General features: G+C 61.7%; 21 protein-coding genes. 9 read left to right on the top strand and 12 right to left on the bottom strand.

Annotated features, from left to right (window positions below):
- Window positions 1-112 precede the first annotated feature (112 nt).
- Window positions 113-1048, bottom strand: coding sequence for a YihY/virulence factor BrkB family protein (locus KQ661_RS17125; RefSeq protein WP_216689462.1), 936 nt, complete (start codon window positions 1046-1048; stop codon window positions 113-115).
- Between the two features lie 105 nt (window positions 1049-1153).
- Here KQ661_RS17125 and KQ661_RS17120 point away from each other — a divergent pair, with 105 nt between their 5' ends.
- Together KQ661_RS17120 and KQ661_RS17115 are read left to right on the top strand one after the other, a co-directional pair.
- Entirely contained in the window at window positions 1154-1699 is a 546-nt protein-coding gene (locus KQ661_RS17120; RefSeq protein WP_216689461.1) for a DUF2062 domain-containing protein, read from the top strand.
- A gap of 123 nt (window positions 1700-1822) precedes the next feature.
- Window positions 1823-2911, top strand: a complete 1089-nt coding sequence (locus KQ661_RS17115; RefSeq protein ID WP_262898352.1) for a DUF2254 domain-containing protein — start codon at window positions 1823-1825, stop codon at window positions 2909-2911.
- A gap of 185 nt (window positions 2912-3096) precedes the next feature.
- Here KQ661_RS17115 and KQ661_RS17110 read toward each other — a convergent pair whose 3' ends face one another.
- The 3 genes from KQ661_RS17110 to KQ661_RS17100 all read right to left on the bottom strand — a co-directional run bounded on the left by KQ661_RS17110 (window position 3097) and on the right by KQ661_RS17100 (window position 5668).
- The gene (locus KQ661_RS17110; protein WP_216689459.1) at window positions 3097-3624 is read right to left on the bottom strand and encodes an NADPH-dependent FMN reductase; all 528 of its coding nucleotides are present in this window, start codon (window positions 3622-3624) and stop codon (window positions 3097-3099) included.
- Window positions 3625-3874: 250 nt separating this feature from the next.
- The gene (locus tag KQ661_RS17105; RefSeq protein WP_216689457.1) at window positions 3875-4303 is read right to left on the bottom strand and encodes a carboxypeptidase-like regulatory domain-containing protein; all 429 of its coding nucleotides are present in this window, start codon (window positions 4301-4303) and stop codon (window positions 3875-3877) included.
- A 138-nt stretch (window positions 4304-4441) separates the two neighbouring features.
- Window positions 4442-5668, bottom strand: a complete 1227-nt coding sequence (locus tag KQ661_RS17100) for an MFS transporter (RefSeq protein WP_317196127.1) — start codon at window positions 5666-5668, stop codon at window positions 4442-4444.
- 161 nt (window positions 5669-5829) lie between these two features.
- On the opposite strand from KQ661_RS17100, the gene KQ661_RS17095 reads away from it, so the two are divergent.
- Window positions 5830-6687 carry an aldo/keto reductase gene (locus KQ661_RS17095; RefSeq protein WP_216726557.1) on the top strand — a complete coding sequence of 286 codons (858 nt, stop codon included), beginning with the start codon at window positions 5830-5832 and terminating at the stop codon, window positions 6685-6687.
- Window positions 6688-6800: 113 nt separating this feature from the next.
- Here KQ661_RS17095 and KQ661_RS17090 read toward each other — a convergent pair whose 3' ends face one another.
- From KQ661_RS17090 to KQ661_RS17080, 3 genes are all read right to left on the bottom strand, one after another.
- Complete coding sequence (locus KQ661_RS17090; RefSeq protein WP_168673975.1) at window positions 6801-7556, bottom strand: succinate dehydrogenase/fumarate reductase iron-sulfur subunit; 756 nt, start codon at window positions 7554-7556, stop codon at window positions 6801-6803.
- A 130-nt stretch (window positions 7557-7686) separates the two neighbouring features.
- Window positions 7687-9621, bottom strand: a complete 1935-nt coding sequence (locus tag KQ661_RS17085) for a fumarate reductase/succinate dehydrogenase flavoprotein subunit (RefSeq protein WP_216689453.1) — start codon at window positions 9619-9621, stop codon at window positions 7687-7689.
- 102 nt (window positions 9622-9723) lie between these two features.
- Window positions 9724-10482, bottom strand: a complete 759-nt coding sequence (locus KQ661_RS17080) for a succinate dehydrogenase cytochrome b subunit (RefSeq protein ID WP_216689451.1) — start codon at window positions 10480-10482, stop codon at window positions 9724-9726.
- A 289-nt stretch (window positions 10483-10771) separates the two neighbouring features.
- Between KQ661_RS17080 and KQ661_RS17075 the strand changes: the two genes are divergently transcribed.
- The 4 genes from KQ661_RS17075 (at window position 10772) to KQ661_RS17060 (ending at window position 19559) form a co-directional block, all read left to right on the top strand.
- Window positions 10772-13735, top strand: coding sequence for a T9SS type B sorting domain-containing protein (locus KQ661_RS17075; protein ID WP_216727572.1), 2964 nt, complete (start codon window positions 10772-10774; stop codon window positions 13733-13735).
- A 309-nt stretch (window positions 13736-14044) separates the two neighbouring features.
- Window positions 14045-17005, top strand: coding sequence for a T9SS type B sorting domain-containing protein (locus KQ661_RS17070; protein ID WP_216689447.1), 2961 nt, complete (start codon window positions 14045-14047; stop codon window positions 17003-17005).
- A 181-nt stretch (window positions 17006-17186) separates the two neighbouring features.
- The gene (gene fabD, locus KQ661_RS17065; protein WP_216727571.1) at window positions 17187-18083 is read left to right on the top strand and encodes an ACP S-malonyltransferase; all 897 of its coding nucleotides are present in this window, start codon (window positions 17187-17189) and stop codon (window positions 18081-18083) included.
- A 144-nt stretch (window positions 18084-18227) separates the two neighbouring features.
- Complete coding sequence (locus KQ661_RS17060; protein WP_216727570.1) at window positions 18228-19559, top strand: hypothetical protein; 1332 nt, start codon at window positions 18228-18230, stop codon at window positions 19557-19559.
- On the opposite strand, the gene folK is transcribed toward KQ661_RS17060, so the two are convergent.
- A complete protein-coding gene (folK, locus tag KQ661_RS17055; RefSeq protein WP_216726553.1) occupies window positions 19506-20003 on the bottom strand; it encodes a 2-amino-4-hydroxy-6-hydroxymethyldihydropteridine diphosphokinase in 498 nt (165 codons plus the stop codon). The two genes, KQ661_RS17060 and folK, sit on opposite strands and share 54 nt — an antisense overlap.
- The gene (locus tag KQ661_RS17050; RefSeq protein ID WP_216726552.1) at window positions 20000-20860 is read right to left on the bottom strand and encodes an alpha/beta hydrolase family protein; all 861 of its coding nucleotides are present in this window, start codon (window positions 20858-20860) and stop codon (window positions 20000-20002) included. The genes folK and KQ661_RS17050 overlap by 4 nt, the downstream gene beginning before the upstream one ends.
- Window positions 20861-20985: 125 nt before the next feature.
- Here KQ661_RS17050 and KQ661_RS17045 point away from each other — a divergent pair, with 125 nt between their 5' ends.
- On the top strand, window positions 20986-21993 hold the full coding sequence (locus tag KQ661_RS17045) for a polyprenyl synthetase family protein (RefSeq protein WP_216689437.1): 1008 nt from the start codon (window positions 20986-20988) through the stop codon (window positions 21991-21993).
- A 352-nt stretch (window positions 21994-22345) separates the two neighbouring features.
- On the opposite strand, the gene KQ661_RS17040 is transcribed toward KQ661_RS17045, so the two are convergent.
- Window positions 22346-22648, bottom strand: coding sequence for a hypothetical protein (locus tag KQ661_RS17040; protein ID WP_216689435.1), 303 nt, complete (start codon window positions 22646-22648; stop codon window positions 22346-22348).
- A 159-nt stretch (window positions 22649-22807) separates the two neighbouring features.
- On the opposite strand from KQ661_RS17040, the gene KQ661_RS17035 reads away from it, so the two are divergent.
- A complete protein-coding gene (locus KQ661_RS17035) occupies window positions 22808-24226 on the top strand; it encodes a cytochrome P450 (RefSeq protein ID WP_216726551.1) in 1419 nt (472 codons plus the stop codon).
- Between the two features lie 155 nt (window positions 24227-24381).
- On the opposite strand, the gene KQ661_RS17030 is transcribed toward KQ661_RS17035, so the two are convergent.
- Both KQ661_RS17030 and KQ661_RS17025 read right to left on the bottom strand, forming a co-directional pair.
- Window positions 24382-25236, bottom strand: a complete 855-nt coding sequence (locus KQ661_RS17030) for a universal stress protein (RefSeq protein ID WP_216726550.1) — start codon at window positions 25234-25236, stop codon at window positions 24382-24384.
- A 290-nt stretch (window positions 25237-25526) separates the two neighbouring features.
- Window positions 25527-26399 carry a universal stress protein gene (locus KQ661_RS17025; protein ID WP_216689430.1) on the bottom strand — a complete coding sequence of 291 codons (873 nt, stop codon included), beginning with the start codon at window positions 26397-26399 and terminating at the stop codon, window positions 25527-25529.
- Window positions 26400-26417 lie beyond the last annotated feature (18 nt).

Genomic DNA, 26417 nt, shown 5'->3' with positions numbered 1-26417 from the left:
GCGCAGCCGAGGTATCTCGCATGTAATAGTAGTTCTGTCGTTCAACGATGGGATTACTATGGCACGCGAGATGCCTCGGCTGCGCTCGGTATGACGTTCTCCTCTGCACACGCTACTCCTCCACATTCACCAGCCGGTACCGCACGGCCGACTTCTTGGGCCGGATATCGAGCCCGATGCGGTGAGCGTATGCCTTCGTAAATGCTGCCCCGAAATAGAATATCATGGCGCAGTAAAACACGAATAGCAGCACCAGCACCAGGCTGGAGGCGGGGCCGTACACCGGCCCCAAATCGCGGGCTACCAGCAGCTGGCCCAGCACCACTTCGCCCAGGCTGATGAGCAGGGCCGTGAGCGCCGCGCCGCGCGTGACGACCCGCCACGGCACTTTGGCCAGGCTCAGGGTGCGGAAGGTGACGCCGAACCACGCCGCCAGAATAAGCCAGGCAATCACGGAGTTCAGCCCGCGCACAATGAAATAAGTGAAGGTGGTATCGAAGTCGCGGATGCTTTCGGCGAATAAGCTCAGGGCAGCATCGGTGCCGAATGCCAGCAGCGTGAGCGCCGCCGTGGCCAGCAGCACGCCGCCCGAGCGCATCCGCTCGCGCACGGCTTGCAGTACCTTGCCCGTACCCCGCTTGGGCCGGATTTGCCAGAGCTGATTGAGCGAATGCTGGATGACGGTGAACAGCGTGGTGGCCACAAACAGCAGAAACGCAAAGCCCAGCCACGTTACCAGCCGGCTGCGCATGGGGTCGGCCACGTTCATCACAATCTGCGATACCAGCCCGGCTGCCGGTGCCCCCACTAGGTTGCTCACCTTGCCCAGCAGCATCACCCGCACGATGGACGAGGGGTAGAGCGAGCTCAGCAGCTGCACCAGAATGATGAGGATGGGCGGCAGGGCAAACGAGGTGAAAAATGCCGTGGCCGCGCCCAGCCGCAGCGGGTCGTTCTGACCCAGCTCGCGGGCGGCGCGGTGCAGCAGAATGGGCAGCTCGCGCCACCACGGACCCGGCAACTCGACCGGGGAATCTAACTTTGTCATAAATACCCGTGGGGCAATATTGCGGGCCACCGCCGTATGAGGAAAGCCCCCAGCGAAGGTACGGGCTGCCGTGCGGCCCGGCTTTCGGCCCCGTTATATTTCTGTATGTCGCCTTCCGAAACCCAATTGCCGCCAGTAGTCCCGCCGCGCTCCTGGCTGCGCCGCCGCGTGCTCGACCCCTTGCTGGACCTGCTCAAGGCCGGCCTCTCGCCCCAGCAGCTGGCCCTCACCGTGGGGCTGGGCGTGGCCGTTGGGCTGGTGCCCGCCTTCGGCATCACCACCGTGCTGAGCGCCGCCGTGGCCCTGCGTCTGCGCCTCAACGTGGCCGCCATGCAGCTGGCTACTCACCTGATGACGTTTTTTCAGCTGGCGCTGCTTATTCCGTTTTTGCGCGCCGGGGCCGTTATCATGGGCCAGGGCGATAAAGTGGCGAACCTCACGGTAGCCAGCCTGCGCCAGCTCATCGCCCTCGAAGGCTGGGCTGCGGTGGGCAAGCTCCTGTGGCGGGCCGAGCTGGGCGCGCTGCTGCTGTGGGTCATGGCGATGGTGCCGCTGGTGGCCGTGCTGTATTTCACGCTACGGGTGGTATTTCGGCGGGTATTGGTGCGGCAGGCGGCCACGCTGGATAGCGAAGCGGAAGTAAAAGCCTAAATAACCTGCCCTATGTCTCGTTTTACTGGCCCATCCCTTGTGTTTTACCTGCGGCAGGTGCGGCAGCCGCTGCGCGAGTCGCTCTGGTTTGTGCCCGTCCTGATGGTGCTGGCCTGATTCGGGCTGGCCTATAGCGTAGTGCAGTTTGACCAGGCCAGCAGCGTGCAGGGCCTGCGGCGGCTGCCGCTACTGTTTGGCATTGATGCGGGCGGGGCCAGCGGGATGCTGTCGGCCATTGCGGGCTCTATGCTGACGGTGGCCGCACTCACGTTTTCGCTGCTGCTGGCGGCGCTGGCGCAGGTCAGCAACCAATATTCGCCCCAGGCGCTGCGCAACTTCATGCGCGACCGGGTGAACCAGGTGGTGCTGGGCTATTTCGTGAGCGTGTTCACCTACTGCCTGGTAGTGTTGGGCACTATTCGCTCGGTGGTGGGCGGCCACCAGGTGGGCTTGTCGCAGTTTGTGCCCACCACGGCCGTGCTGGTGGGTCTGGTACTGGCCCTGGGCGGCGTGGGCGCGCTGGTGTATTTCGTGCACCACGTAGCCGAGGCCCTGCAAACCGGCACCCTGCTGCGTAACATCGCGCGCGAAACCGAAGCGGAGATTGAAGCGCTTTTCCCGGACCGCATTGGCCAGCCTGTGCCCGAGGCCGAGCAGGCGGCGGCCCAGGCCTTCGTGGCCCGACACGGCTGGCACGCGGGGCCGTCCGACACGGCTGGCTATCTCCAGCGCTACGTGGGCATTGGCCGGCACCGCAATCCGGCGCAGGATGTGGCCTTTGGACTCCAGCAACTGGTTGATGTTGCGCTCAAAGCCCTCTCACCGGCCGTGAACGACACCACCACGGCCATCATGGCCGTCGATTACCTGGGCGAGCTGGGCGGCCGGCTCGCCCGCCGCGACTCCCCCAGTCCCCTGCGCTCCGACGGCCAGCACCTGCGCGTATTGGTAAAAGTGCCCGATTTCGGCGATTACATCCACCTGGCCTTCGATTTGATTCGTGCTAATGCCCTAAACAACCCGGCCGTGCTGCGACGAATGCTGTGCGCCCTGGCCCTAATCGGCGGCCAGACTACTTTACCCGAGCGCCGGCGCATCCTGCGCGAGCAGGCCGGCCTGCTCCTGGTCGGCGCCGTGGCCACCCTGCCCCAACCCTACGAGCGCCAACAAGTGGAGGCGACCCACGCGGAGCTGAGTGCCGCCTGGCAATGATGGGGCCGACCGCCAGTGAGCTGCGCAGCAACAAAAACCCGCCGCAGTAGTAACCCTATGCGCCGGTCCGACCGCCCTAGGCGGTCGGACCGGCGCATAGGGAGGACAAAATCGGGGGTACTTCAACCGGTCTGACCGCCTAGGGCGGTCAGACCGGAGCATCCGCCTGTTGCTATACGACTATTTTAAGACGCCAGCAGTGCCACCGCCTGCTCGCGCAGCAACTGGCGCGACAGGTCGTGGTTGAGGCCGTGCTCGGCGTTCAAATCCTGATTGATGAAGGGCAGGCGCACGCGCTGGGGCAGTACCGTGGTGCCGAGATACATCAGCACGTCGGTGAGGTGGGTCATGGCCAGCAGGCCGCCCTGGCCGCCGCTGCTCAGGCCCACCAATACTGCTTTTTTGCCCTGAAGGCCGCTGGGGTAAGTGAGGCCGTCGATAAACGCCTTCAGCACGCCGGGAAACGAGGCATTGTACTCGGGCACGATGATGACCACCTTCGCACTGTCATCGAGCATGGCGGCCAGGCGGTTGAACTCGGGGTGCGTGCCGGCGTTGGCATACAGCGCCGTGGCAATGAAATCGGCCGGCAGCTCGGCCAGGTCCAGAATCTGGCTTTCGGCCCCCAGCTCTGTAAGCAGGTTGCGGTAGTATTTGGCAATGCGGCGTGCGCGCGAATTGGGCCGGTTGGTGCCCGCGAGAATGGTAATCAAAACAAGAGTGGGCTAACTAACAATGGAAACCGTGTTGCTAACCGGTTGGGATGGCTGCTGGTTACGGCCAATTGGATAATAGTATCACATTGCCGGAAATAGCCTTGGCACAGCAAGCTGCTGACGCGAAAAAAAGAGGGGCGCCCAATGCAGGACGGTGCGGCTACCATAGCTGCCTGAGCTGCTACCTGGTTCGGGCAATAGAGTGAGACTCTGAAATAAAATAGGCTCTTTTCCGGCCCGCCCCTGGCTAACGCACCTTGCCGTTGCCGGTGAGCTTTTTGTTGCGGCCTTTGGGTTTGGCGTAGGGGCTGGCCAGTGGGGTCAGGGTGATGTCGAGCGGCTGGCAGTTGGTCAGGGGTAGTTCCAGGGTGCTGTAGCCCAAGGCGTTAATCTCCATAACGGTATTGCGGGCAATGGCCTGCTTCGACGTGATGATGTAGTGCCCCTCGGCGTTGGTGCTGAACGCATCGGGGCTGAGGCCCTGCCCGGGATGCCGCAGCATGATGGTGGCCCCCGTGAGCGGGTACGCAAACGGGTCGGTTACCCGGCCGGTCAGCACCCGGCATTCCAGCTCATCGGCCTGCGGTGATGGCTTAGCCGCTGCCGGCTGCTGGGCTCGCACGGTGGTAGCAGTCAATAGCAAAGCCAGCTTAATCGCAACGGAAAAGTACCTCATGAGAGCGGTAATTAGCAGTAATGAAACCAGTTCAGTCCAAACACCCGCAGGAAGCGGAGAGTGCCGGACCTGAGTCAGGAAATCAGCTAAAAATAAAAAACGCGAATTCCCTGATATGGCAATATAGTAACCCGTGGCTTACCTGCGTTTCCGGCCTTCGCTATCCGTAGCCGCCAGCACGGCTACGGCCCCCAGGCACAGCGCAAACCACGCCCACGGCAGCCGCAAATCCAGCACCGATAAACCCCCGAATACCAGCGCCGTGCCGAAGCTGGCCAGGGACTGAAAAGCCTGGTTCAGCCCGAATATCTCGCCCCGGTCGGCCTCGGTGGTGTGGCGGGCCAGGCGGCCTTCCAGCAAGCCCTGAATGAGCGAAAGCGTGAAGCAGTCCAGCGTAACCAGCACGTACAGCGCCAGCTTGGAGGTGCCCATCAGGCCGTAGCCGGCCAGCACCGGCGCGCCCAGCGCGGCCAGCCACACAATGACCCGGCGCTGGTTGATGCGGTCGGCAAAATAAGTGTAGAACACGTAGTTCAGTCCCACGCTCAGCGCCCCGAAGTACATGAAGAAATAGGAAATTTGCCGCGCATCTAGGTGCAGCGGCCCCAGGCTGGCAAAGGGCACAAAGTAGAAATAATAGCCCGTGCTGAGCGTGAGGGCCACCTGCGTGAGCACAATGCGCCGCACCCCGGGATTTTGCCCGTTCTTTTCGCACAGCCGCGCCCAGAGCGTGAGCGGGTTGATGGCGAGGCTCAGCTCGGCCCGTAGCTCGGCCCCGCGCACTCCCCCGCGTCCGGCGTGCGTTTCGGGTAGCCACACGCTCAATAGCACGTTGAGGGCGGCCAGCGTCACGGCCAGGCGCACTACGTAGGTAGCCTGCTGGCCGGGCGGCACCGCCAGAAAGGTCAGCATCAGCCCGGCCGCCATGGGCCCCAGCACAAAGCCCAGCGAGATAATTGCGCCCTCGATGCCGAGGTTGCGAAACAGCCGCTCGGGCGGGGAAATATCGGTAATGGCCGAGCGCACCGTGGCGTACATGCCGTTGGTGAGGCCGTCGGAAACCCGGTTTGCGAAATACAGCCCCGCCTGCACCGGCAGTAGCAATATGTTGGCCAGCAGCGTGCCCACCGCCGAAAGAATAAAAATGGGCCGCCGCCCGTAGCCGTCGCCCAGCCGCCCCAGCAGCGGGGCCGAAAACAGCTGTACGCCCAGAAAAATGCCCGTGCCCACGCTCAGCCATAGTTGTGGCTGTGGCAGGCCCCGCACAAACTCCGGTAGCACCGGCCCCACCGCCGCCCCCACAATTACATCAACAAGAATAATGGCGTAGAGAAGTGGCAGGCGACGGTCGGAGGGCAAGGGCACGCAACAAAGTAACGGCACTGCTGCGGGGTAATCCGGCTGGTGCCCGCCCGCCAGCACTATCTCACGCTTTCGGCCCTGATAAAACAATCCCGTCATTTAAACGTCTTATGGACCACCTCGCCATTAATTGTGCCGGGGCATTTCATCTCAAACCAGTTCTCATGTCCGATACCACCACTTACCCCGCTACCTTCACCATCGGCGGCGACCTCACCGTCAACCGCCTCGGCTACGGTGCCATGCGCATCACCGGCGAAGGCATCTGGGGGCCGCCCGCCGACCACGACGAATCCATCCGTGTGCTGAAGCGGGCCGTGGAGCTGGGCGTCAACTTTATTGATACCGCCGACAGCTATGGTCCCAATGTATCGGAGGAGCTGATTGCCGAAGCCCTGCATCCCTACGCCAAAGGCGTCGTCATCGCCACCAAAGGCGGCCTGCTCCGCACTGGGCCCAACGAGTGGCCCATCGATGCCAGCCCCAAGCACCTCGAAGAAGTTCTCAACGGCAGCCTGAAGCGCCTGAAGGTGGAGCAGATTGACCTCTACCAGCTCCACCGCATCGACCCTAACGTGCCCTTCGAGGATACGCTCAAATTTCTGCAAAAGGCGCAACAGGATGGCCGCATCAAACACATCGGTTTGTCCGAAGTGAGCGTGGCCGACATCAAGAAGGCCCAGGAATTCGTGCCCATCGTGTCGGTGCAGAACATGTACAGCGTCGAAAACCGCAAGTGGGAGGCCGAGCTCACCTACACCCGCGAGCAGAACATCGCCTTCATTCCGTGGTTCCCGCTGGGCGGCGGCAATGCCGACGCCCTCAAGGCCCTCGACCAGATTTCTGCCAAGCACGGCGTAAAACCCCAGCAGATTGCCCTGAGCTGGCTCCTGCATTACTCGCCCAACATCCTGCTCATTCCCGGTACTTCCAAAGTAAAGCACCTGGAAGAGAATATGAAAACAGCTGACATTCAACTCTCTGCTGAGGATATGAAGGCGCTGGATGCCGTGATAGCCTAGAAGTGCAGTAGGGTGCGCCGTCGAACGTCTGCGAAGCCGGCCGCACCCTACAACAGAACGCCCCGGCAGTCGCACGACTGCCGGGGCGTTCTGTTAATTATATTTTACCGGCCTTACGCCAAGTTATTCGACGTAGCCTTTGCCGCGAGGAACTCACGGTTCAGGATGGCGATGTTCTCCAGCGAGATGCCCACCGGACACTCAGCCGCACACGAGCCGATGTTGGTGCAGGCACCAAAGCCTTCTTTGTCCATCTGAGCTACCATGTTTTCAACGCGGGTTTTGCGCTCCACATGGCCCTGGGGCAGCAAGGCCAGCTGCGAAACCTTAGCCGAAACGAACAGCATAGCCGATGCATTTTTGCAGGCTGCTACACAAGCTCCGCAGCCGATGCAGGTAGCCGCCTCGAAAGCACGGTCCGAAATTTCCTTTGGAATCGGAATCTCGTTGCCGTCGGGTGCGCCGCCGGTGTTCACGCTCACATAGCCACCCGCCTGAATGATGCGGTCGAATGCCGAGCGGTCCACGCTCAGGTCCTTGTTCACGGGGAACGACGATGCGCGCCAGGGCTCGATGGTGATGGTGTCGCCATCCGAGAACTTGCGCATGTGCAGCTGGCAGGTAGTAGTGCCCTTCTCCGGACCGTGCGAACGGCCGTTGATGAACAGGTCGCACGAGCCACAAATGCCCTCGCGGCAGTCATGGTCGAAAGCCACCGGGTCTTGGCCGCCGCGCAGTAGGTCCTCGTTCAGCACATCGAGCATTTCCAGGAACGACATATCGGGCGAGATGTCCTTCACGTGGTACTCCACAATTTTCCCCTGCGCCTGACGGTTGGGCTGCCGCCATACGTTCAGGGTCAGATTCATCGGTTTAGCGTTGGGGTTGGAACCGGCCATTTTTTTGAATTAATAATTAATAATTAAGAATTAGAAATTAGCACATTTGATTTTTTGCCAATTCTCAATTCCTAATTATTAATTCATAATTATTAATTAATTACTTGTAGCTGCGTTGGGTCAGCTTCACGTTTTCGAAAGTTAATTCTTCCTTGTTGAGCTTCTCGGGCTGATTTTCGCCCTGATACTCCCAAGCCGCTACGTAGGCGTAATTTTCGTCGTCGCGCAGGGCCTCGCCCTCGGGGGTCTGGTACTCTTCGCGGAAGTGGCCGCCGCAGCTTTCGTTGCGGTCCAGGGCATCGTCCACCATCAGCTCGCCGAGCTCGATGAAGTCGGCTACGCGGCCGGCTTTCTCCAGCGCCTGGTTCATTTCCTCGCCGGTGCCCACCACTTTCACGTCGCTCCAGAAAGCCTTCTTGATTTTCTGAATCTCGGCTTTGGCGTGGCGCAGGCCTTCGGCGGTGCGGGCCATGCCGCAGTATTCCCACATAATGAGACCCAGCTCTTTGTGGAACTCATCGGGGGTACGGTTGCCCTTGATGTTGAGCAGCTGCTCGGTGCGGGCCTGCACGTAGGCTTTCGACTCGGCAAAAGCGGGGTGGTTGGTGTCTACTGGCTTGGGCGGCGTGCTGGCCAGGTAATCACCAATGGTGTAGGGGATTACGAAGTAGCCGTCGGCCAAGCCCTGCATCAGGGCCGAAGCACCGAGGCGGTTGGCGCCGTGGTCTGAGAAGTTGCACTCGCCGGCAGCATACAGGCCGGGTACGCTGGTTTGCAGGTTGTAGTCAACCCACAGGCCGCCCATGGTGTAGTGCACGGCCGGGTAAATGCGCATCGGCCGCTCGTAGGGGTTTTCGTCGGTGATTTTCTCGTACATGGCAAACAGGTTGCCGTACTTCTGGCTCACCGCCTCGGCGCTGGTGCGGTTGATAATATCGGAGAAATCGAGGTACACGGCCAAACCGGTGCTGCCCACGCCGCGCCCTTCGTCGCACATCAGCTTGGCATTGCGCGAAGCCACGTCGCGCGGCACCAGGTTGCCGAAAGCCGGGTACTTACGCTCCAGGAAGTAGTCGCGCTCGTCCTCAGGAACGTCCTGCGGCTTGATTTGGTTCTGGCGCACCCGCTCGGCCATTTCCACCGTTTTGGGTACCCACACGCGGCCGTCGTTGCGGAGCGATTCCGACATCAGCGTGAGCTTCGATTGGTAGTCGCCCGATACCGGGATGCAGGTGGGGTGAATCTGCGTGAAGCAGGGGTTGGCGAAATACGCGCCCCGCTTGTGCGCCCGCCAGGCGGCCGTCACATTGCAGTACATGGCGTTGGTGCTCAGGTAGAACACGTTGCCGTAGCCACCCGTGGCCAGCACCACCGCATGAGCGGCGTGGGTTTCAATCTCTCCCGTGATAGTATTGCGCGTCACGATGCCGCGCGCCTGCCCATCCACAATCACCACGTCGAGCATTTCCGAGCGGGTGTACATCTTCACCTTGCCGTAGGCAATCTGACGGCTCAGGGACGAGTAGGCCCCCAGCAACAGCTGCTGGCCAGTCTGGCCCCGGGCATAGAACGTGCGGCTTACCTGGGCACCACCGAAGGAGCGGTTGGCCAGCAGGCCGCCGTATTCGCGGGCAAAGGGTACACCCTGCGCCACGCATTGGTCAATGATGTTGACCGATACCTGGGCCAGGCGGTACACGTTGGCCTCCCGGGAGCGGTAGTCGCCCCCCTTGATGGTGTCGTAGAACAGGCGGAACACGGAGTCGCCGTCGTTCTGGTAGTTTTTGGCGGCGTTGATGCCGCCCTGCGCGGCGATGGAGTGCGCGCGGCGGGGCGAATCGTGGTACGTGAAGGCTTTCACGTTGTAGCCCAGCTCGGCCAGCGAGGCGGCGGCCGAAGCACCAGCCAGGCCCGTGCCGACCACAATCACGTCGTATTTCCGCTTGTTGGCGGGGTTCACGAGCTTGACGTTAAACTTGTGCTTGTCCCATTTTTCGGCGAGGGAGCCTTCGGGAATTTTGGAATCCAACAGCATAGAGCGACGGAGTGATTGAATGACTGAGTGATGGAGCAATAAGGTAACAGCGAAACGCCGCAGGTGTTAGCGCGTTAGGCGAGTTTTATCGCTCCTAATCAATTAAAAAGCCGCAGCCACGGTGTGCAGAAAAGCGGGGGCGTTGGCGGCCATTTCTCCCTGCGCATCGGTGAACAGGAAAAAGTAGAGGGGCATGGAGGCAAAGCCCGCCGATACAACCACGGCAAAGCCATAGCCCACGTATTTAATAAGCGGGGTGTACTTGCGGTGGTTCAGGCCCAGGGTCTGGAAACCTGAGCGGAAACCGTGCCACAAGTGGTAGCCGAGGCTGATTTGAGCAGCCACGTACAGCAGCACGTACCACCAGATGTGGAACGACGACACCACGGCCAGGTACAGGTTATCATAGTCGCTGGTCAGCGGGTCGGCACCGCCCATGCGGGGCAGGTCGCCGGCAAAGCGGGCGCGCCAGAAGAAGTTGTAGAGGTGAACAATGAGGAAAATCAGGATGATGCTACCCAAAATACCCATGTTGCGCGAGGTCCACTCGCTGTTTTGCTCCGAGTGGTTGCTCACGTAGCCCTGCGTGCCCCGGGCGGCTTTGTTGCGGCGGGTGAGCGCGAAGGCTTCAAAAATATGGAAGCCGAAACCCAGCACCAGGCCCCACTCGATGGTGCGGATGATGGGGTTGGTGCCCATAAAGTGGGAGTAGGTGTTGAAGGCCGCGCCCTGGTCGTGCTTGAATAACTGCAAGTTGCCAACCAGGTGAACTACCAGGAACGTGCACAGAAACAGGCCTGTAGCGGACATAATTATCTTCCGGCCGATGCTGCTGGTTAAAGCTTTTGTTATCCAACTCATAAAGTAGCCAAACTAGGGAAGTGAAGAGGTGTGTTTAGGTTGCCCAAAGGTAGCCCCCACCCGCTAACCGGGCAACGGGCGAGCCTGATTCTTGCAAGGACAGGCAGGCCGAAAAACATTGCGGGGACGTGGTGAATCTATCCGCGCCCGGAATCGTTAACACGCACGGGCGTGCTGATGTTAGCTATCGGCAAATAGCAACAGCTGATGATGTCGAATTCAGCGGCCGGCTCCCTTGCTAGGTGCCCGTGCGTGCATCGCAGTTTTCCTTTCTCGTAAACAAGTTGGTATGGTACAGTTTACTATTCCGAAGGCTGGCACGCTGGCGCGGACGGCGCTGCTGTTGATGGTGGTGCTGGCAGGGCTGGGCCTGCGGCCCGAGGTGGCCCAGGCCACCCACATCCGGGCGGGCGACATTCAGGCCAAGGTGGACACCACGGCCAGCCCAAACCCGAGACGCATTTTTTTTAAGATGATTCTGTACCTCGACATTAGCCGGGGGGCAAATTCGGTAGACCAGCCCAACGCGGTTATCTTTTTTGGCGATGGCACGTCGAGCTGCAACCCGGGCATTGCCCGGCAGGGGGGGCGGCTGCCCATTCCCGGCAACACCGATACGGCACTCAGTATCTATTACTTCGAGCATACCTATCCGGCCACGGGCAGCTACACGGTCAGCTTTGTGGGCGAAAACCGCAACGGGGGCGTCATCAATATGAGCAACCCACTCGACCAGTCTTTCTATATCAGCACCAAAATCACCATCGACCCGGCGCTGGGGCTGAATCATTCGCCGGTGCTCACGGCCCCGGCCATTGACAAGGGAGGCATGGGGCAGGTGTTTTTGCACAACCCGGCGGCGTACGATGCCGACCAGGATTCGCTGTCCTTTCACCTGCGCACCAGCCAGAAGGAGCCCCGGCTGGCCTCTACCATTATCGGCCCGCCCTGCCCCGGTACCACCGGCGACAACTCGCCCAGACCGGTAACGGTGCCCGATTTTAAATACCCCAACGACCCCGCCATTGCGGCCAACCCCCTGACCGTGCCCTACGGCGGTGTGCCGGCCGACCCCACCGGCGGCAACCCCGCCATATTAGTGCAGGACGTGCACACCGGCCAGATTACCTGGAACGCCCCCGTGGCGGCCGGCCTCTACAACGTGGCGATGGTGGTGGAGGAATGGCGGCGCACCCCGCTGGGGCGTCGGCTCATCGGCGAGGTGATTCGGGATATGCAGATTGCCATTGTTGCCACTAACAACCTGCGGCCGACCCTGACCGTTCCGCCCGACATTTGCGTGGTGGCCGGGCAAACCGTGACCGGCAGCGTAACCGCTGTGGACGGCGTGGCTTCGGGCAGCCCCCAAACGCCGATTACCCTGTTTGCCTACGGGGGGATTTTCCCGCCCGCCACTTTCCGGCAAACCACGACCGGCCCGCCCCAGGCCGCTGGCACCTTCCAGTGGCAGACGAATTGCAGCAACGTGGCCGGACTGCCCTATCAGGTGGTGTTCAAAGCCCAGGACAGCCCCACGGCTCCTGCGCCGATATTGATAGACGAGAAAACCTGGCGCATTACGGTAGTAGGCCCGCCGCCCCAAAGCCTGCGCGCTACGCCCACGGCGGCGGCCGGCGGCTACAATGGCATGGTGCTGAGCTGGGATGCCTACACCTGCGCCAACGCGGCCCGCATCTACATCTACCGCAAGGTGAACCCCTCCACGTTCACGCCCGGGCCATGCGATACCGGCATTCCGGCCTCGGCGGGCTACGTGCGCATTGGCACGGTAGCGCCCGGTGCCATCACCTTCACCGACCTGAACGTGGACCCCGCCACCGGCACCACGCTGGGCCTGAGCCGGGGCCAGAACTACTGCTACCGCATTTATGCCGACTTCCCGCTGCCGGCCGGTGGCGAGAGCATCGCCTCGAACGAGGCCTGCGCCCAGGTATCGGGCCGGGGCGCGCTGCTGACCAACGTGGACGTGGCCACCACCAGCGCCACCATCGGCCAGATGGCTGTGCGCTGGACCCAGCCCCGCCCCACCGGCGGGGGCACGTTCACGGGCACGCCGTCGTATGTGCTGTCGCGGGCCGAAGGGCTGAACCCGCTGGCCACGGCGTTTGGGCCGGTGGCGCACGGGCCGTTCACGGCGCTGACTGACACGAGCTATGTGGACCTGGGCCTCGATACCCAGAACAAGCAGTACACCTACAAGCTGGAGTTTGTGCGCACCTTCGCCCAGGGCCAGGGTACTACGCTCACCGAGGCCTCGCCCACGGCCAGCAGCGTTCGCCTCACGGCGCTGCCCAACAACCCGCCCACGGCCATTACGTTGAGCTGGACGTATCAGGTGCCGTGGAATAATTCGGGCAAGCCGGCAATTATTTATCGCCGTACCGGGACTGCCGGGGCGCTGGTCCAGATTGGCACTGCGCCCACGGGCGCCACTGGCGGCACCTTTACCGACCTTGACCCCACGCTGGTGAAGGGCCAGAACTATTGCTACTACGTGCAGACCGAAGGCGGCTATGCCGGCTTCGGCTTCCTGAGTTCGTTGCTGAACCGCAGCCAGGTGCAGTGCCTCTCTCTCAGTTCGCTCCCATGCAAGCCGGTGCTCACGCTACTGCCCACCAACTGCGACAGCCTGGCCAACCTGCCCGAGTTCCCGGGCCTGCACGAGCGCTACACCAACCGCCTGCGCTGGACGGTGGGCACCACGCCCCCCGGCTGCGATGCCAACATCATCAGCTACCGGGTATACTACCGGCCCACGCCCACGGGGCGCTTCGCCCTGCTGGGCACCACCTCGGCCACCAGCTTCGTGCATTCGGACCTGGCGTTTTCGGGCGGGTGCTACGCCTTGCAGGCCGTGGTAGCCAGTGGCGCGGTGAGCGACACCAGCAACGTGGCCTGCCAGGATAATTGCCTGTTTTTCAAGCTGCCCAATATCTTTACGCCCAACGGCGACGGCCAGAACTCGGTGTTCCGGCCCAAGAATAACAGCCCGGTGCGGCGCATTCACTTCCAGGCCTTCAACCGCTGGGGCACCAAGGTCTTCGAGAACACCACCACGGCCGACGACCCCATCCTCATCAACTGGGACGGTGGCGGGCCCACGGGCGAATCGGGCAACGGCACCAGCAGCAAAGTGAGCGATGGCGTGTATTTCTACCTGGCCGAGGTGGAGTTTGCCGACTTTGCCAATACCAGGCGTACGTATAAGGGCTGGGTTGAAATCATCCGCTAAGGCTGGCGGTTGGCTGGACTAATATACTGAAGCTGTTTGGAAAGTCAGCCCAAAGTCGTTGTTCCGGTCCGATTTTCTAAACAGCTTCATTGGTAGCCCCGCAAAAACTGCCCTGCTCGGAGCGGTTTTTGCGGGGCTATCTGGCGTAAGCAACCCGCTGGGCGCGGCCGGCGGCCGATGCGCTTTCGGCCAAACTAAGGACTAACTTTTCCTTCTCCCGTTACTTCTCGTATAGCTTCGCGCTGCAGGGCTCGCCCTTGAGACCCAAATCAGCGTAAGGCTAACGATTTTTCTTTCTTTCAATATTATATGATACAATCTTTTCTACTCCGGGGTGGGGCCGGGGCGCGGCTGACGCTGCTGCTGCTGCTCATGATGACGGGGCTGAGCCTGCGCCCGCATGCTGCTCAGGCATCGCACCTGCGCGCCGGCGATATTCAGGCTAAGGTGGACACCACGTCGCCCGCCAACCCGCGCCGTATCTTTTTTAAGATGGTGCTTTACACCGACAACAGCTCGCCGGTGGACCAGCCGGCGGCCACCATCTTCTTTGGCGATGGCACCTCCAGCTGCATCGACGGCATTCCGCGCGCCGTGAAGCGGGCCATTCCGGGCAATACCGATACGAGCGTTAATATTTATTACTTCGAGCATATTTACCCGGCCACGGGCGGCTACAACGTCGAGTTTATCGGCGAAAACCGCAACGACGGGGTGGTGAACATGAGCGACTCGAAAAGCCAGTCGTTCTACATCCGAACCTACGTTTACATCGACCCGGCGCTGGGGCTGAACCACTCGCCCGTATTCACGGCCCCGGCCATCGACAAAGCGGCCACGGGCCAGGTGTTTTTGCACAACCCCGGAGCCTATGATGCCGACCAGGATTCGCTGGCTTTCCACCTCATGGCCAGCCAGCAGGTACCGGCCGGCATTCGTGGCACAGTGGGCGGCTTTCCGTGCAGCGGCCAGGGGGCCGGCACGGGCAACAATACGCCCGTGCCAAGGCCGGTGCCGAATTTCCGCTTTCCCAGCGACCAGGCTATTACTGCCGGCAACCCCCGCGCCGTGCAGGTAGCCTACGGCGGCGTGCCGGCAGGAGTTGTTGATGCCGACGCCATTTTTGTGCAGGACGTAAATACCGGCCAGATTACCTGGAATGCGCCTGTGGCGGTGGGCTTCTACAACATCGCGTTTGAAGTGGAGGAGTGGCGGCGTGTGCCGCTGGGGCGTCGGCTCATTGGCCGCGTGATTCGCGACATGCAGATAATCGTGACGGCCTCGACCAACCTGCGCCCCACCATTACCATTCCGCAGGACATTTGCGTGGTGGCCGGGCAGCGGGTGACGGGCACGGTAACGGCCGTGGACGGAGCTACACCCAGCAGTCCGCAGTCGCCCATCACGCTATTTGCCTACGGCGGAATTTTTCCGCCCGCCACCTTCCGCCAAACCGCATCCGGCCCGCCGCAAGCCACCGGTACCTTCAGCTGGCAAACCACTTGCAGCAACGTGGCCAAGGTGCCGTATCTGGTGGTGTTTAAGGCCCAGGATAACCCCGTTTTGCCCTCCAACACCAACCCCGCGCTGATTGACGAGAAAACCTGGCGCATTACGGTGGTGGGCCCGCCGCCCCAAAACCTGCGCGCCACGCCCACTGCGGCTCCCGGCGGCCTCAACAGCATGGTGCTGAACTGGGACACCTACACCTGCGCCAACGCAGCTCACTTTTACATCTACCGCAAAGTGAACCCCTCCACGTTCACGCCCGGACCGTGCGATACCGGCATCCCGGCTTCGTCGGGCTACGTGCGTATTGCTACAGTGGGGCCTAATATGACCACGTTTACGGACCTGAACACGGACGCTACCAACACCAACCGCGGCCTGGATCGGGGCCAGAACTACTGCTACCGCATTTATGCCGACTTCCCGCTGCCGGCTGGTGGCGAGAGCATCGCCTCGAACGAGGCCTGTGCTCAGATATCGGGCCGGGGCGCGCTGCTGACCAACGTGGACGTGGCCACCACTAGCGCCACCACCGGTCAGATGGCCGTGCGCTGGACCCAGCCCCGCCCCACCGGCGGGGGTAGCTTCTCCAGCGCGGTGCGCTACAACCTGTCGCGGGCCGAGGGGCTGACCCCCGCCGCCGCCGACTTCGTGCCGGTGGCGCACGGGCCGTTCACGGCGCTGACTGACACGAGCTATGTGGACCTGGGCCTCGATACCCAGAACAAGCAGTATACCTACAAGCTGGAGTTTGTGCAGGCCCTGGCCACGCCCATCAGCGAGATTTCGCCCACGGCCAGCAGCGTGCGCGTGAGTGCCTTGCCGGCCAACGTGGCCGCCTCGGCCATCACGGTAAGCTGGACGTATAATGTGCCCTGGGACAACGCCACGCAGCCCACTGCTATTTACCGACGCACTGGCAATGCCGGGCCTTACGTACGCATCGGCACTGCCGCCTCTACCGCCGCCGGCGGCACTTACGCCGACCGCGACCCCGCGCTGGTGAAGGGCCAGAACTATTGCTACTACGTAGAAACCAACGGCCGCTATCCCGGCTTTGCCTTTCTGAGCTCGCTGCTGAACCGCAGCCAGGAGCGCTGCCTCACGCTTATTTCGCCGCCCTGTACGCCGGTGCTCACGCTGCTGCCCACCAATTGCGACAGCTTGGCCAGCCTGTCTGAATTTCCGCGTCTGAACGAGAAATACACCAACCGACTGCGCTGGACGGTGGGCAACACGCCGGCAGGATGCGATGCGGCCCCGGTGAGCTACAAGGTGTATTACCGGCCCACGCCCACGGGCCGCTTCACGCTGCTGGGCACTACCACCGCCACCAGCTACGTGCACGGCAACCTGGCCTTTTCGGGCGGCTGCTACGCCTTGCAGGCCATTGCCGGCAGCGGCGCGGTGAGCGACACCAGCAACGTGGCTTGCCAGGACAACTGCGTGTTCTTCAAGCTACCCAACATCTTCACGCCCAACGGCGATGGGGCCAACGACCAGTTCCGGCCCAAGAACAGCAGTCCGGTTCGGCGCGTCCACTTCCAGGCCTTCAACCGCTGGGGCACCAAGGTATTTGAGAATACCACGACATCCGACGACCCCATCCTCATCAACTGGGACGGCGGCGGGCCCACGGGCGAAGCCAACACCAAGCTGAAGAATGTGGACGGTGTGTATTTCTACCTCGCCGAAGTAGAGTTTGCCGACTTCGCCGGTACCAAGCGCACGTATAAGGGTTGGGTCGAAATCGTCCGGTAATCATGCTTTTAGATTAATTGACTGCTAATATTGAAGCGGAGCGGGCCTGATGGTTCGCTCCGTTTTTTTTGGGCAATGCGGCTTTTTGTGCAGCTTGCGCCCGCTTTGCCGCTGCTGAGGTAGCCGGCAGCCCCCATTTATCAATTCCCACTACCTGAAAACCGCGAATCCGCGACTTCCAATGAATTCGACCCAATCCGTACTATTTCCCGGCCAGGGCAGCCAGTTTCCGGGCATGGCCCGCGAGCTGTTCGACCAGCACCTCGACGCCCGCGCCCTGCTTACCCACGCCAACGACATCCTGGGCTTTAGCCTCACCGACATCATGTTCGGCGGCTCCGAGGACGACCTGCGCCGCACCGACGTTACGCAGCCTGCCATTTTTGTGCATTCGGTGGCGCAGTTCGTGGCCCGGCCCGATTTCCAGCCGGCCAGCACGGCCGGGCATTCGCTGGGCGAATTTTCGGCCCTGGTAGCCGCCGGGGTATTGAAATTTGAAGATGCCCTGCCACTCGTGGCCCGCCGCGCCCAGGCCATGCAGGCCGCCTGCGAGGAACAGCCCGGCACCATGGCCGCCATCCTCGGCCTCGACGATGCCACGGTGGAGCGTATCTGCCAGGAAATTACCGGCGCCGGCAACGTGGTAGTAGCCGCCAACTACAACTGCCCCGGCCAGCTCGTCATCTCCGGTTCGGCCGAAGGCGTGGCCCAGGCCTGCGAAGCCATGAAAGCCGCCGGCGCCAAGCGCGCCCTGCCGCTGCCCGTGGGCGGGGCCTTCCACTCGCCCCTGATGCAGAGTGCCGCCGCCGCCTTGGCCGAGGCCATCGAAAAAACCACCTTCAGCCCCGCCCGCTGCCCCGTGTACCAGAACGTGGATGCGCTGCCCCATACCGACCCGGCCGAAATCAAAGCCAACCTGCTGGCCCAGCTCACCGCCCCCGTGCGCTGGACGCAGTTGGTGCAAAACATGGCCGCCGATGGCGCGACCGACTTCGTGGAGTGCGGCCCCGGCAAGGTGCTGCAAGGCCTGGTGAAGAAAATAGTGCCCACGGCCACGGTGGGTAGCTTCGCGGTATAAACCGAGGGCGTCAGGGTAAATTTTATCGTCATGCTGAGCGGAGTCGAAGCATCTCTACTGCGCAGGTAATTTGATTTACTCCTGCGGTAGAGATGCTTCGACTCCGCTCAGCATGACGTCTTGTACGCCATCATAATCGAATCTATGGCGTTTGCCAAGTTTCCCTCTGATTCTGCCGCCGCCCGGCGCTTCCGGTGGCTCTTCGCGGGGCTGCTGGCGGCAGCCGGGGTGTTGCAGCTGGCCCTGTTTGCCTACGCCGCCGCGCCCGGCCTGGCCGGCACCGGCGACTCGCGCCACTACCTCCATGCCGCCCGCACGCTGCGCGAAACCGGCCGCCTGCTCAACCTCGATGGCACGCCGTACCGCTACTGGCCCCCGCTATTCCCGCTGCTGCTGCGCACCGTTGGCTCGCTGGCAGGGGCGCGGGTGCTGCACGGCGCGTGCTTGCTAGGCAGCCTGCTGCTGTGGAGCTGGCTGGGCCGCCAGCTGCTGCCCGCCCGCCGGGCGCTGGTACTACCGCTGTTGCTGGCGCTGAGCACATCGTGGCTGCTGGTGAGCAAATTTGTGTGGGCCGAAAGCGTTTTCCTGCTGCTGTTTGCGGCCTACGCGGCAGCGCTGTGGCGGTGGCTGCGCACGGGGCAGTGGCAGTGGTGGGGCGTACTCACGGTTGCCGGGGCTTTGCTGCCTTTGCAGCGCACCTTGGGACTTTTTCTGTTGGCTGGGGTAGGAGCGGGGCTGCTGGTGAGCGGCTGGCGCAGGCTTTCGGCGCGTGGTTGGGGCATGTTTTTCTTCCACTTGCTGATGAGCGGCACCGGCGGCGTGCTGTGGCAGTGGTACGCGCTGCTGGTGGCCGGCCCCAGCCGCTACCACCCCAGCCGCGGCTGGAGCCAGCTGCTCAGCTCAGTGGCAGATTACGGCTTCGTGCTGGGCCGCTGGCTGCTACCGCTACCGGTTTCGGGCCGAACGATGCTGCCTGATTTGATATGGGCCATCAGCCTGCTTGTATTAGGTTGGCTGATATGGCCACGCCATAAGACGACTACGACCAAAACGGCTGCTGTTCCGGCTGCTGCTCCGGCTGCCGCGTTGCTACGTAGCCCAAATCTGCTTTTTAGGCCACAATTGGATATTGATTTTAGCCGTCAGCTAATGCCGAAAATACTTTGGAGTGCCGGTGCCGCTTTGATTTTATTGGTGGCGGGCCTGACAGTATTCTCCCAAAGTGCCGCTGGTATTCACGATGCCGAGCGGTACGCCAGCGTGCTATTTGCGCCGTTTGCGCTGCTGGTGTTGGCGGCGTGGCCGGTCCGGGCGCCGCGCTGGCTGGGGGCGGGGCTGCTGGCCGTCTGGCTATTGGGTGCGGCGGTTCGGGTAGGCCACGTAGCGCAGGAATTGCGCCGGGTGCCGCCGCTGCCGGCCGGCTCATTCGCCGGGCCAGGGCCGCACGGGCAAGGGGTCGGGGCAGCGGGCGAGTAGCGTGGCCACCGTTTCATCCGATTGCGGATGAGCTAGCGAGCCGGCAATTTCGGCCAGTGGCACCAGCGCAAAGCGGCGCTCGGCCAGGTGCGGATGCGGCACGCTCAGCGTGGGCGTGGCAATGGTTTCGTGCCCAAAAAACAGGATATCGACATCCAGTGTGCGGCTGCCCCAGTGCTCCAGCCGCTCGCGGCCGGCGGCCTGCTCGGCGGCCTGGCAGGTCGCCAGCAGCGCTGCCGGCGATAAAGCCGTGAGTACGGCCAGCGACTGGTTGAGAAATGCTGGTTGGTCTTCGCGGCCCCAGGCGGCCGTTTCATACAGCCCGGATTCGGCCACGATGGCCCCGGCCGTGGCCGCCAGCCGGGCGCGGGCCTGCGCCAGCAGCGCGGCGCGGTTGCCGAGGTTGCTGCCCAGCAGCAGGTAGGCCAGCACGGGTTCGCTCATGTTTGCTGCTTAAAAAAGGCTGTTGTGGCCTCCGCAACGTGCCGGGCGGGCGCGGGCAATTCCGCTTCGGGCCAGGGGTGGGCACCGCCAAACATGTGCGTGGCCCCGGTCACCAGCAGCAGCTCCGCATCGGGCTTAAGCTGCTTGAGCTTGTGGGCCGCCGCCACGCCCACCGTCTCGTCCTCATCGCCGTGGATGATGAGCAGCGGCTGCTTCAGCTTGCGGCGCACGTTGTGCGGAATATCGAGGCGCGGGCGGTTGGCGTGGTAGTTCTCCACAATCTGGTAGTGCATGGGCAGTTCCACGCCGGTGCGGGTGTTGGGCACGTGCAGCACCCCCACGCGCTGCCACTCATCAAACACCGCCTGGGGCCACTGCGGATGAATTTCGGCGATGGCGGCCCACGTAGCCACGGCCCGGATGCGCGGGTCTTCGGCGGCTTTCAGCAGCGCCAGGCCGCCGCCCCGGCTGTGGCCGGCCAGGAAAAAACGCTGCAAATTAATCTCAGCGGCGGGCACGGGCGTGGCGCCGGGCGTAAAAAGTGCGTCGATAACCTGGCCAATGTCATCGAGCTCAACACAGAAATTATTACGCCCAAAAGCCTCCAAATCTTCCAAATCGCCGGTGCCGCCCACCACCAGGCCGTTGTGCGACAAGTTCAGCTTCACGCACACAAAGCCCTGCGTGGCGAAATAATCGGCCAGCAGTGGGAAGTGCCCCCAGTCCTTAAACCCCTTGAAACCGTGCACGAACAGCAGCACCGGTTTGGCGTGGCCGGTAGCCTGGTACGTGGCGTCGGCCTCGAAGGGCCGGCCGTGGGCGGGGCCCGTGAGCAGGAAGGAGGCGTGGGTGAGCATAGGGCGAAGGTAGGAGCGAAGCGCAGCCAATTGGCCGCCGACGCGGTTATAATTCGTAGCCGGCCCAAAAGGTTGGCGCTTCCCGGGTGGTCCCTCCGCCGTTCTGCCGTATCATTGTCGCCGCAATGCCCCAACACTCCCCCTTGTCCCTCGACCAGATTCAGGCCCCCATCGCGGCCGAAATGGAAGAGTTTGAGCACAAATTCCGCCAGTCGATGCGCACCAAAGTGCTGCTCCTCGACAAGATAATGGGCTACATCGTGAAGCGCAAGGGCAAGCAAATCCGGCCCATGTTCGTGTTCCTCACGGCCCGCGCCACCCGCCCCGAGCCCGCCACCAGCGACCCGCTGCCCGACGCCAGCTTTCGGGGCGCTGCCCTTATCGAGCTGCTGCACACCGCTACCCTCGTACACGACGACGTGGTGGACGAGAGCAATTACCGGCGCGGCTTTTTCTCCATCAACGCGCTTTGGAAAAATAAAATCGCGGTTTTAGTCGGCGATTATCTCCTCTCGCGTGGCCTCTTACTAGCCCTCGAAAACGACGATTTCGACCTGCTGAAAATCGTGAGTAATGCCGTGCGCGAATTGAGCGAAGGCGAGTTATTGCAAATCGAAAAAGCTCGCAAATTAGACATCACCGAAGAGGTGTATTTTGACATTATCCGGCAAAAAACCGCTTCGCTGATTGCCTCCTGCACGGCCGTGGGCGCGGCCTCCGTGGGGGCCGATAAAGAGGTGATTGAGCGTGCCCGTTTATTCGGTGAGAAAGTGGGGATTGCCTTCCAGATTAAAGACGATTTATTCGATTACGGCACTGCCGAAATTGGAAAGCCCGTGGGCATCGACATCAAAGAAAAAAAGATGACCCTGCCGCTCATTTATGCTCTGCAACAGGCTTCCTGGCTCGAAAAGCGCAAGGTTATTTTCAACGTAAAAAATAACGACGGCCACCGCGACCGGGTGCAGCAGGTAATTGAATTTGTGAAAAAATCGGGCGGCCTGGACTATGCCATACAAACCATGAAACGCTACCGCGACGAGGCCCTCGCCATCCTCCATACCTTCCCCGAATCGCCCAGCCGCACGTCGTTGGAAGCGTTGATTAACTACACGATTGAGCGGGAAAAATAAATCACTGATTAGCACTGATTTTAGCGGATTTCACGGATTTTGCAGTCGACTGCTAATTTTAATGGGTGGTATTATTGCAATGGAGTGGTTTAGAAAGTCATAAAGGGTACTCAAACGGTTATGCAGAGCGCAGCGAAGCATTTTGCTTGCATCGTTGAACGGGCCTGACGATGCGAGCAAGATGCTTCGCTGCGCTCTGTATGACCGTCCGGGGGCTTTCTAAACAACCCCAATAAAAAAGCCTCTCATGCGAGAGGCTTTTTTATGTTTTTATTCTGGGAATCGGGAAAACGAAAGTCGGCTACAAAATCCGTGAAATCCGCTAAAATCCGTGCTAATTAGCGGCTCAGAATTAGTGGCTCAGTTGGTAGCTCACTTTTTCGGGTGCCACTTCGCTCACTTTAAAGCGGACCCCGGCGGTGGTGCTGTCTACTTCCAGCTGGTGCGTCATTTCGCAGGTGGGGCACTTCACCTCTTCAATTTCGTGGTTGGCGGCGTGCTTGATGGAGTCGGCACTTTCGTTGATTTCCGGCACACCGATGAGGGCGGTGAATACCTCGGTCTGGCACTTGTTGCACTCAAATTTGAGGCCCACCGTGCGGCCCTGCAGGTCGGAAAGGGAGGCGGGAGCATTGGCTTGTTGCTGAATCCACATAACGGAGAAGGGTTTTTGGGATGGCAAGAAAGATAAGTGGCGCTCGGGAGCTGGAGCCGTACTAGGTGCCTTTGGCTGTACGCGGGTAGGGGCAAAAAAGATGAGCCGGCGTGTGGTCAGCTGTATTTTTGGGGGCCGCATCCAAGTGCGGCCCGTACCATGAGCGAGCTGTTGGTTGCTGATAAAGCTTCGGAAACGCCATTTCGGCTGCCCCGGCTGCCGCGCTGGCGCTCGCTGCTGCGCTCATTCGCCCTGGCCAAGGACCCGCTGCCGGTGCTGAACCAGGTGCTGGCCCGCCACGGCGATACGGTGGAGCTGTTCATTGGTGGGGTCGAAAAAAGCATTCTCACCCGCGACCCCGGCCTTATTCAGCACGTGTTGCAGAAGAACAACCGGAACTACGCCAAGTCGAAGTTCACGCGGGGCTTTTCGCGCTACATCGGCCACGGCCTGCTCACCAACGACGGCCCCGACTGGCTGCGGCAGCGCCGGCTCATTCAGCCCGGTTTTCACCGGCAGCGGGTGGCGGGCCTCACCGGCCTCATGCAGGAAATAACGACCGAAACGCTGGCCCCGCTGGTGGCGCAGGCCATGGCTGCGGGCGGCGTGGCCACCGTGGCCGTACACGAATTGATGACGCGCCTGACCTTCCGCATCATCGCCCGCTCGGTGTTCAGTACCAATTTCCCGGAGGCCGAACTGGACCGGCTGGCGGGGCTGATTACCGAGATTCAGGCGTTTTTCGTGCGCTCCATCCGGCAGCCATACCTCAAGCCGTGGTTTCGGTTGCGGGGGCGGTTTGCGTATCACGATGCGCTGGCCGCCGAGCTGCGCACGCTGCTGGATGGCCTCATCGCCCAGCGCCAGCAGGCCAACGCCCACCCCAACGCCCCCACGCCGCCCGACGACCTGCTGCAAATGCTGCTCGACGTGCGCTACGAGGACACCGGCGAACCCATGCCCGCCGACCGGCTCATAGACGAGTCGCTCATCCTGCTCGTGGCCGGCCACGAAACCAGCGCCAACGCCCTCACCTGGCTGACCTACCTGCTGGCCCACCATCCGGCCGAGGCCGTGGTTATTCAACAGGAAATGGCCGCCGTGCTGGCCGGCCGCACCCCCACGTTTGAGGACCTACCGCGCCTCGGTACGGCCCTCTATGCCGTGCAGGAAGCCATGCGCCGCTACCCGCCCGCCTGGATGGTGGACCGCGTGGCCCTGGCTGATGACGAATACCAGGGCCTGCGTATTCCCAAAGGCACGCTGTTTTCGCTTTATTTCCACGGCCTGCACCACAACCCGAAATATTGGCCCGCGCCCGAGGAATTCCGGCCCGGCCGCTTCGCGCCCAGCCAGGCGCAGCCGGTGCAGGCCAATGCTTACGTGCCCTTTGGTGGTGGGCCGCGCCTGTGCATCGGCATGCAGTTCGCCCTCACCGAAATGCAGCTCGTGACGTTGGAGCTGCTGCGGCAGTTCGATATCGAGTGGGTGGCCGGGCAGCCGCCCGTGGCCATGCAGCCGCTCGTCACGCTCCGGCCGAAAAATGATTTTCAGGTGCGGCTGCGGGTGCGGGGGTAGGCTTTCAGACCGTCATCGTCATGCAGAGCGCAGCGAAGCATCTTGCCCGCCACCAGAATTCAATCAATTAAATTGCGTTGTGCGGGCAAGATGCTTCGCTGCGCTCTGCATGACGGTCCTGATTGTGGCGGTCTGAATAACCAAACGGCCAATAACTACGCGGCCAGATGGTACGTCAGCACTGGTGGGAAGGCGTGGGTAGCCACGGTTTCGGCAATGCTGGTGCTTAGGAAGCGGCTCAGGCCCGAGCGGGCGTGCGTGGGAATGACCACCATATCGGCTCCTACCTGCTGGGCGTATTCTTCGATGCCGAGGCTGGTGCGCTCCGCGTCTACCTCGGTCGTCTGGCAGTTGAGCAGGTGGCGCTGCCGGGCGAAAGCCTGCATTTGCTGCTGGGCGACGTGGCCGCTGCCGCCGGCCGCTACGTGCAGCAGGTGCAGCGTGGCATTGGGAAAATCGGCTTGTACCTGGCGCAGGCCTTCGAGGGCGCTGGCAGCATCGGCCGCGAAATCGGACGGAAATACGATGTTCTGCACGTCGAAATCGGTGTGCGGGTGCTTCACGGTGAGCACCGGGCAGGGGGGCAGTCGAATGATGCGCTCGGTGGTGGAGCTCACGAAAAAGTGCTCGACCGCGCCGTGGCCGCGCGCGCCCAGCACCACCAGGTCGGGGTGGTCGCGCCGGATGGCATGCAGAATTCCATCGCCGACGCGGGCAATTTCTACTTTGTCCTGCACCGGTACTTCGGGGGCCAGCTGGGCGGCCTCATCGCGCAGGAAGTGCATTCGCCGCTTGGTGGTTTCCAGTAGCTTGATGGTGAAAATCCGGTCGACGCTGTGGGCACCCGTCGGGATGCCCATCGTGCTGAAGCCGCCTGCTACGCCCTCGGCTTCTTCCAGCACATACAGCAGCGTGACGCGGCCATCCGTGCGTTTGGCCAACTGCAAGGCCACTTCAAAAGCGTTGTGGGCTTCGGGCGAAAAATCGGTGCAAACCAATATGTTCTTCATGGCCGAAGTGGAATTAGGGTGGGCAGTAATCCGTCATTTTTGCCGTGTAATGGCGGGGCGCAGCCATTGAGTTGTTCTATAAGTTGCCACATAAATTTCAGGATTAATATTTATAATTAGCTATTTGTATTATAATATTGATTTAAAGGTGTTTAAGTGAAATGATTGTCGGATTTTTGGAGGATAGCACTTATTAGAAGCCTGGGCATTCAACAAAAAAGGCTGCCCCTGGGGCAACCTTTTTTGTTGGGATGTATCCGTTGTAATAGCGTGTGAAACCTGGGCGCTCGCTATGCCAGATGGTAAGTGAGCACCGGTGGGAAGGCATTGGTCGCCACCGCTTCAGCGATGCTACTTTGGAAGAGACGGCTGAGGCCAGAGCGGGCGCGGGTCGGAATCACCACCAGGTCGGCGCTGACCTGCCGGGCAAATTGCTCGATGCCGGCGCTGGTGCTGTCGGCGGAGATGGAGGCGGTCTGGAAGCTAGTCAGCTGGGCGCGTTCGGCAAAGGCCAGCTCGTGCTGCCGGGTCGTGGTGGTTTCGGCGCCGTTCGTGACGTGTAGCAGGTGCACAACGGCGTTGGGGAAAGCGGCCTGCACCTGCTGCAAACCAGCAATGGCCCCGGTCGATTCCTCCGTGAAATCAGACGGGAATACGATGTTGCGCACCTCAAACGTGCTTTGCTGATGCTTCACGGTCAGAACCGGCACCTTGGCCAGCCGGATGAGCCGCTCGGTGTTCGAACCCACAAAAAAGTTCTCCATCGCCCCGTGGCCCTGCGCGCCCATCACCACCAGGTCGGAGCCGTGGCGCTCCACGGCTTTCAGAATGCCGTCGCCGATGCGGTCAGCTTCCACGGCATCGGTTACCGGCACGCCGGGGGCCAGGGTTTCGGCTTCGTTGCGCAGGGCGTGCAGCCGGCCCTTGGTCACCTCCATCAGTTTGATGAAGAAAATCTTGTCGATGCCGCCGTCGCTGTTGGGTAGCTCGCTGCCGTTCACGGGGCCGCCGTAGGTGCTGAAATTGCCCGTGTTTGTCTCGGGGGCTTCCAGTACGTGCAGCAGGGTTACGGTGCCGCCGGTTTGACGGGCCAGCTGCAGGGCTACCTCAAACGCATGGTGCGACTCGGCCGAAAAGTCGGTGGGAACAAGAATGTTTTTCATAGGGAAAAGATTGGGTGC

It is taken from the genome of Hymenobacter siberiensis, assembly GCF_018967845.1.
Lineage (GTDB): Bacteria > Bacteroidota > Bacteroidia > Cytophagales > Hymenobacteraceae > Hymenobacter > Hymenobacter siberiensis.
Note: the sequence above shows the minus strand (reverse complement) of the source record. Positions and strands in the feature narration are given on the sequence as shown.

Bases quoted from the DNA above. Each gene is read 5' to 3' on its own strand.
- KQ661_RS17125 (WP_216689462.1), bottom strand. From the start codon at position 1,048: ATGACAAAGTTAGATTCCCCGGTCGAGTTGCCGGGTCCGTGGTGGCGC.
- KQ661_RS17120 (WP_216689461.1), top strand. From the start codon at position 1,154: ATGTCGCCTTCCGAAACCCAATTGCCGCCAGTAGTCCCGCCGCGCTCC.
- KQ661_RS17105 (WP_216689457.1), bottom strand. From the start codon at position 4,303: ATGAGGTACTTTTCCGTTGCGATTAAGCTGGCTTTGCTATTGACTGCT.
- KQ661_RS17095 (WP_216726557.1), top strand. From the start codon at position 5,830: ATGTCCGATACCACCACTTACCCCGCTACCTTCACCATCGGCGGCGAC.
- KQ661_RS17090 (WP_168673975.1), bottom strand. From the start codon at position 7,556: ATGAATCTGACCCTGAACGTATGGCGGCAGCCCAACCGTCAGGCGCAG.
- KQ661_RS17085 (WP_216689453.1), bottom strand. From the start codon at position 9,621: ATGCTGTTGGATTCCAAAATTCCCGAAGGCTCCCTCGCCGAAAAATGG.
- KQ661_RS17080 (WP_216689451.1), bottom strand. From the start codon at position 10,482: ATGAGTTGGATAACAAAAGCTTTAACCAGCAGCATCGGCCGGAAGATA.
- KQ661_RS17075 (WP_216727572.1), top strand. From the start codon at position 10,772: ATGGTACAGTTTACTATTCCGAAGGCTGGCACGCTGGCGCGGACGGCG.
- KQ661_RS17070 (WP_216689447.1), top strand. From the start codon at position 14,045: ATGATACAATCTTTTCTACTCCGGGGTGGGGCCGGGGCGCGGCTGACG.
- fabD (WP_216727571.1), top strand. From the start codon at position 17,187: ATGAATTCGACCCAATCCGTACTATTTCCCGGCCAGGGCAGCCAGTTT.
- KQ661_RS17060 (WP_216727570.1), top strand. From the start codon at position 18,228: ATGGCGTTTGCCAAGTTTCCCTCTGATTCTGCCGCCGCCCGGCGCTTC.
- folK (WP_216726553.1), bottom strand. From the start codon at position 20,003: ATGAGCGAACCCGTGCTGGCCTACCTGCTGCTGGGCAGCAACCTCGGC.
- KQ661_RS17050 (WP_216726552.1), bottom strand. From the start codon at position 20,860: ATGCTCACCCACGCCTCCTTCCTGCTCACGGGCCCCGCCCACGGCCGG.
- KQ661_RS17045 (WP_216689437.1), top strand. From the start codon at position 20,986: ATGCCCCAACACTCCCCCTTGTCCCTCGACCAGATTCAGGCCCCCATC.
- KQ661_RS17040 (WP_216689435.1), bottom strand. From the start codon at position 22,648: ATGTGGATTCAGCAACAAGCCAATGCTCCCGCCTCCCTTTCCGACCTG.
- KQ661_RS17035 (WP_216726551.1), top strand. From the start codon at position 22,808: ATGAGCGAGCTGTTGGTTGCTGATAAAGCTTCGGAAACGCCATTTCGG.
- KQ661_RS17030 (WP_216726550.1), bottom strand. From the start codon at position 25,236: ATGAAGAACATATTGGTTTGCACCGATTTTTCGCCCGAAGCCCACAAC.
- KQ661_RS17025 (WP_216689430.1), bottom strand. From the start codon at position 26,399: ATGAAAAACATTCTTGTTCCCACCGACTTTTCGGCCGAGTCGCACCAT.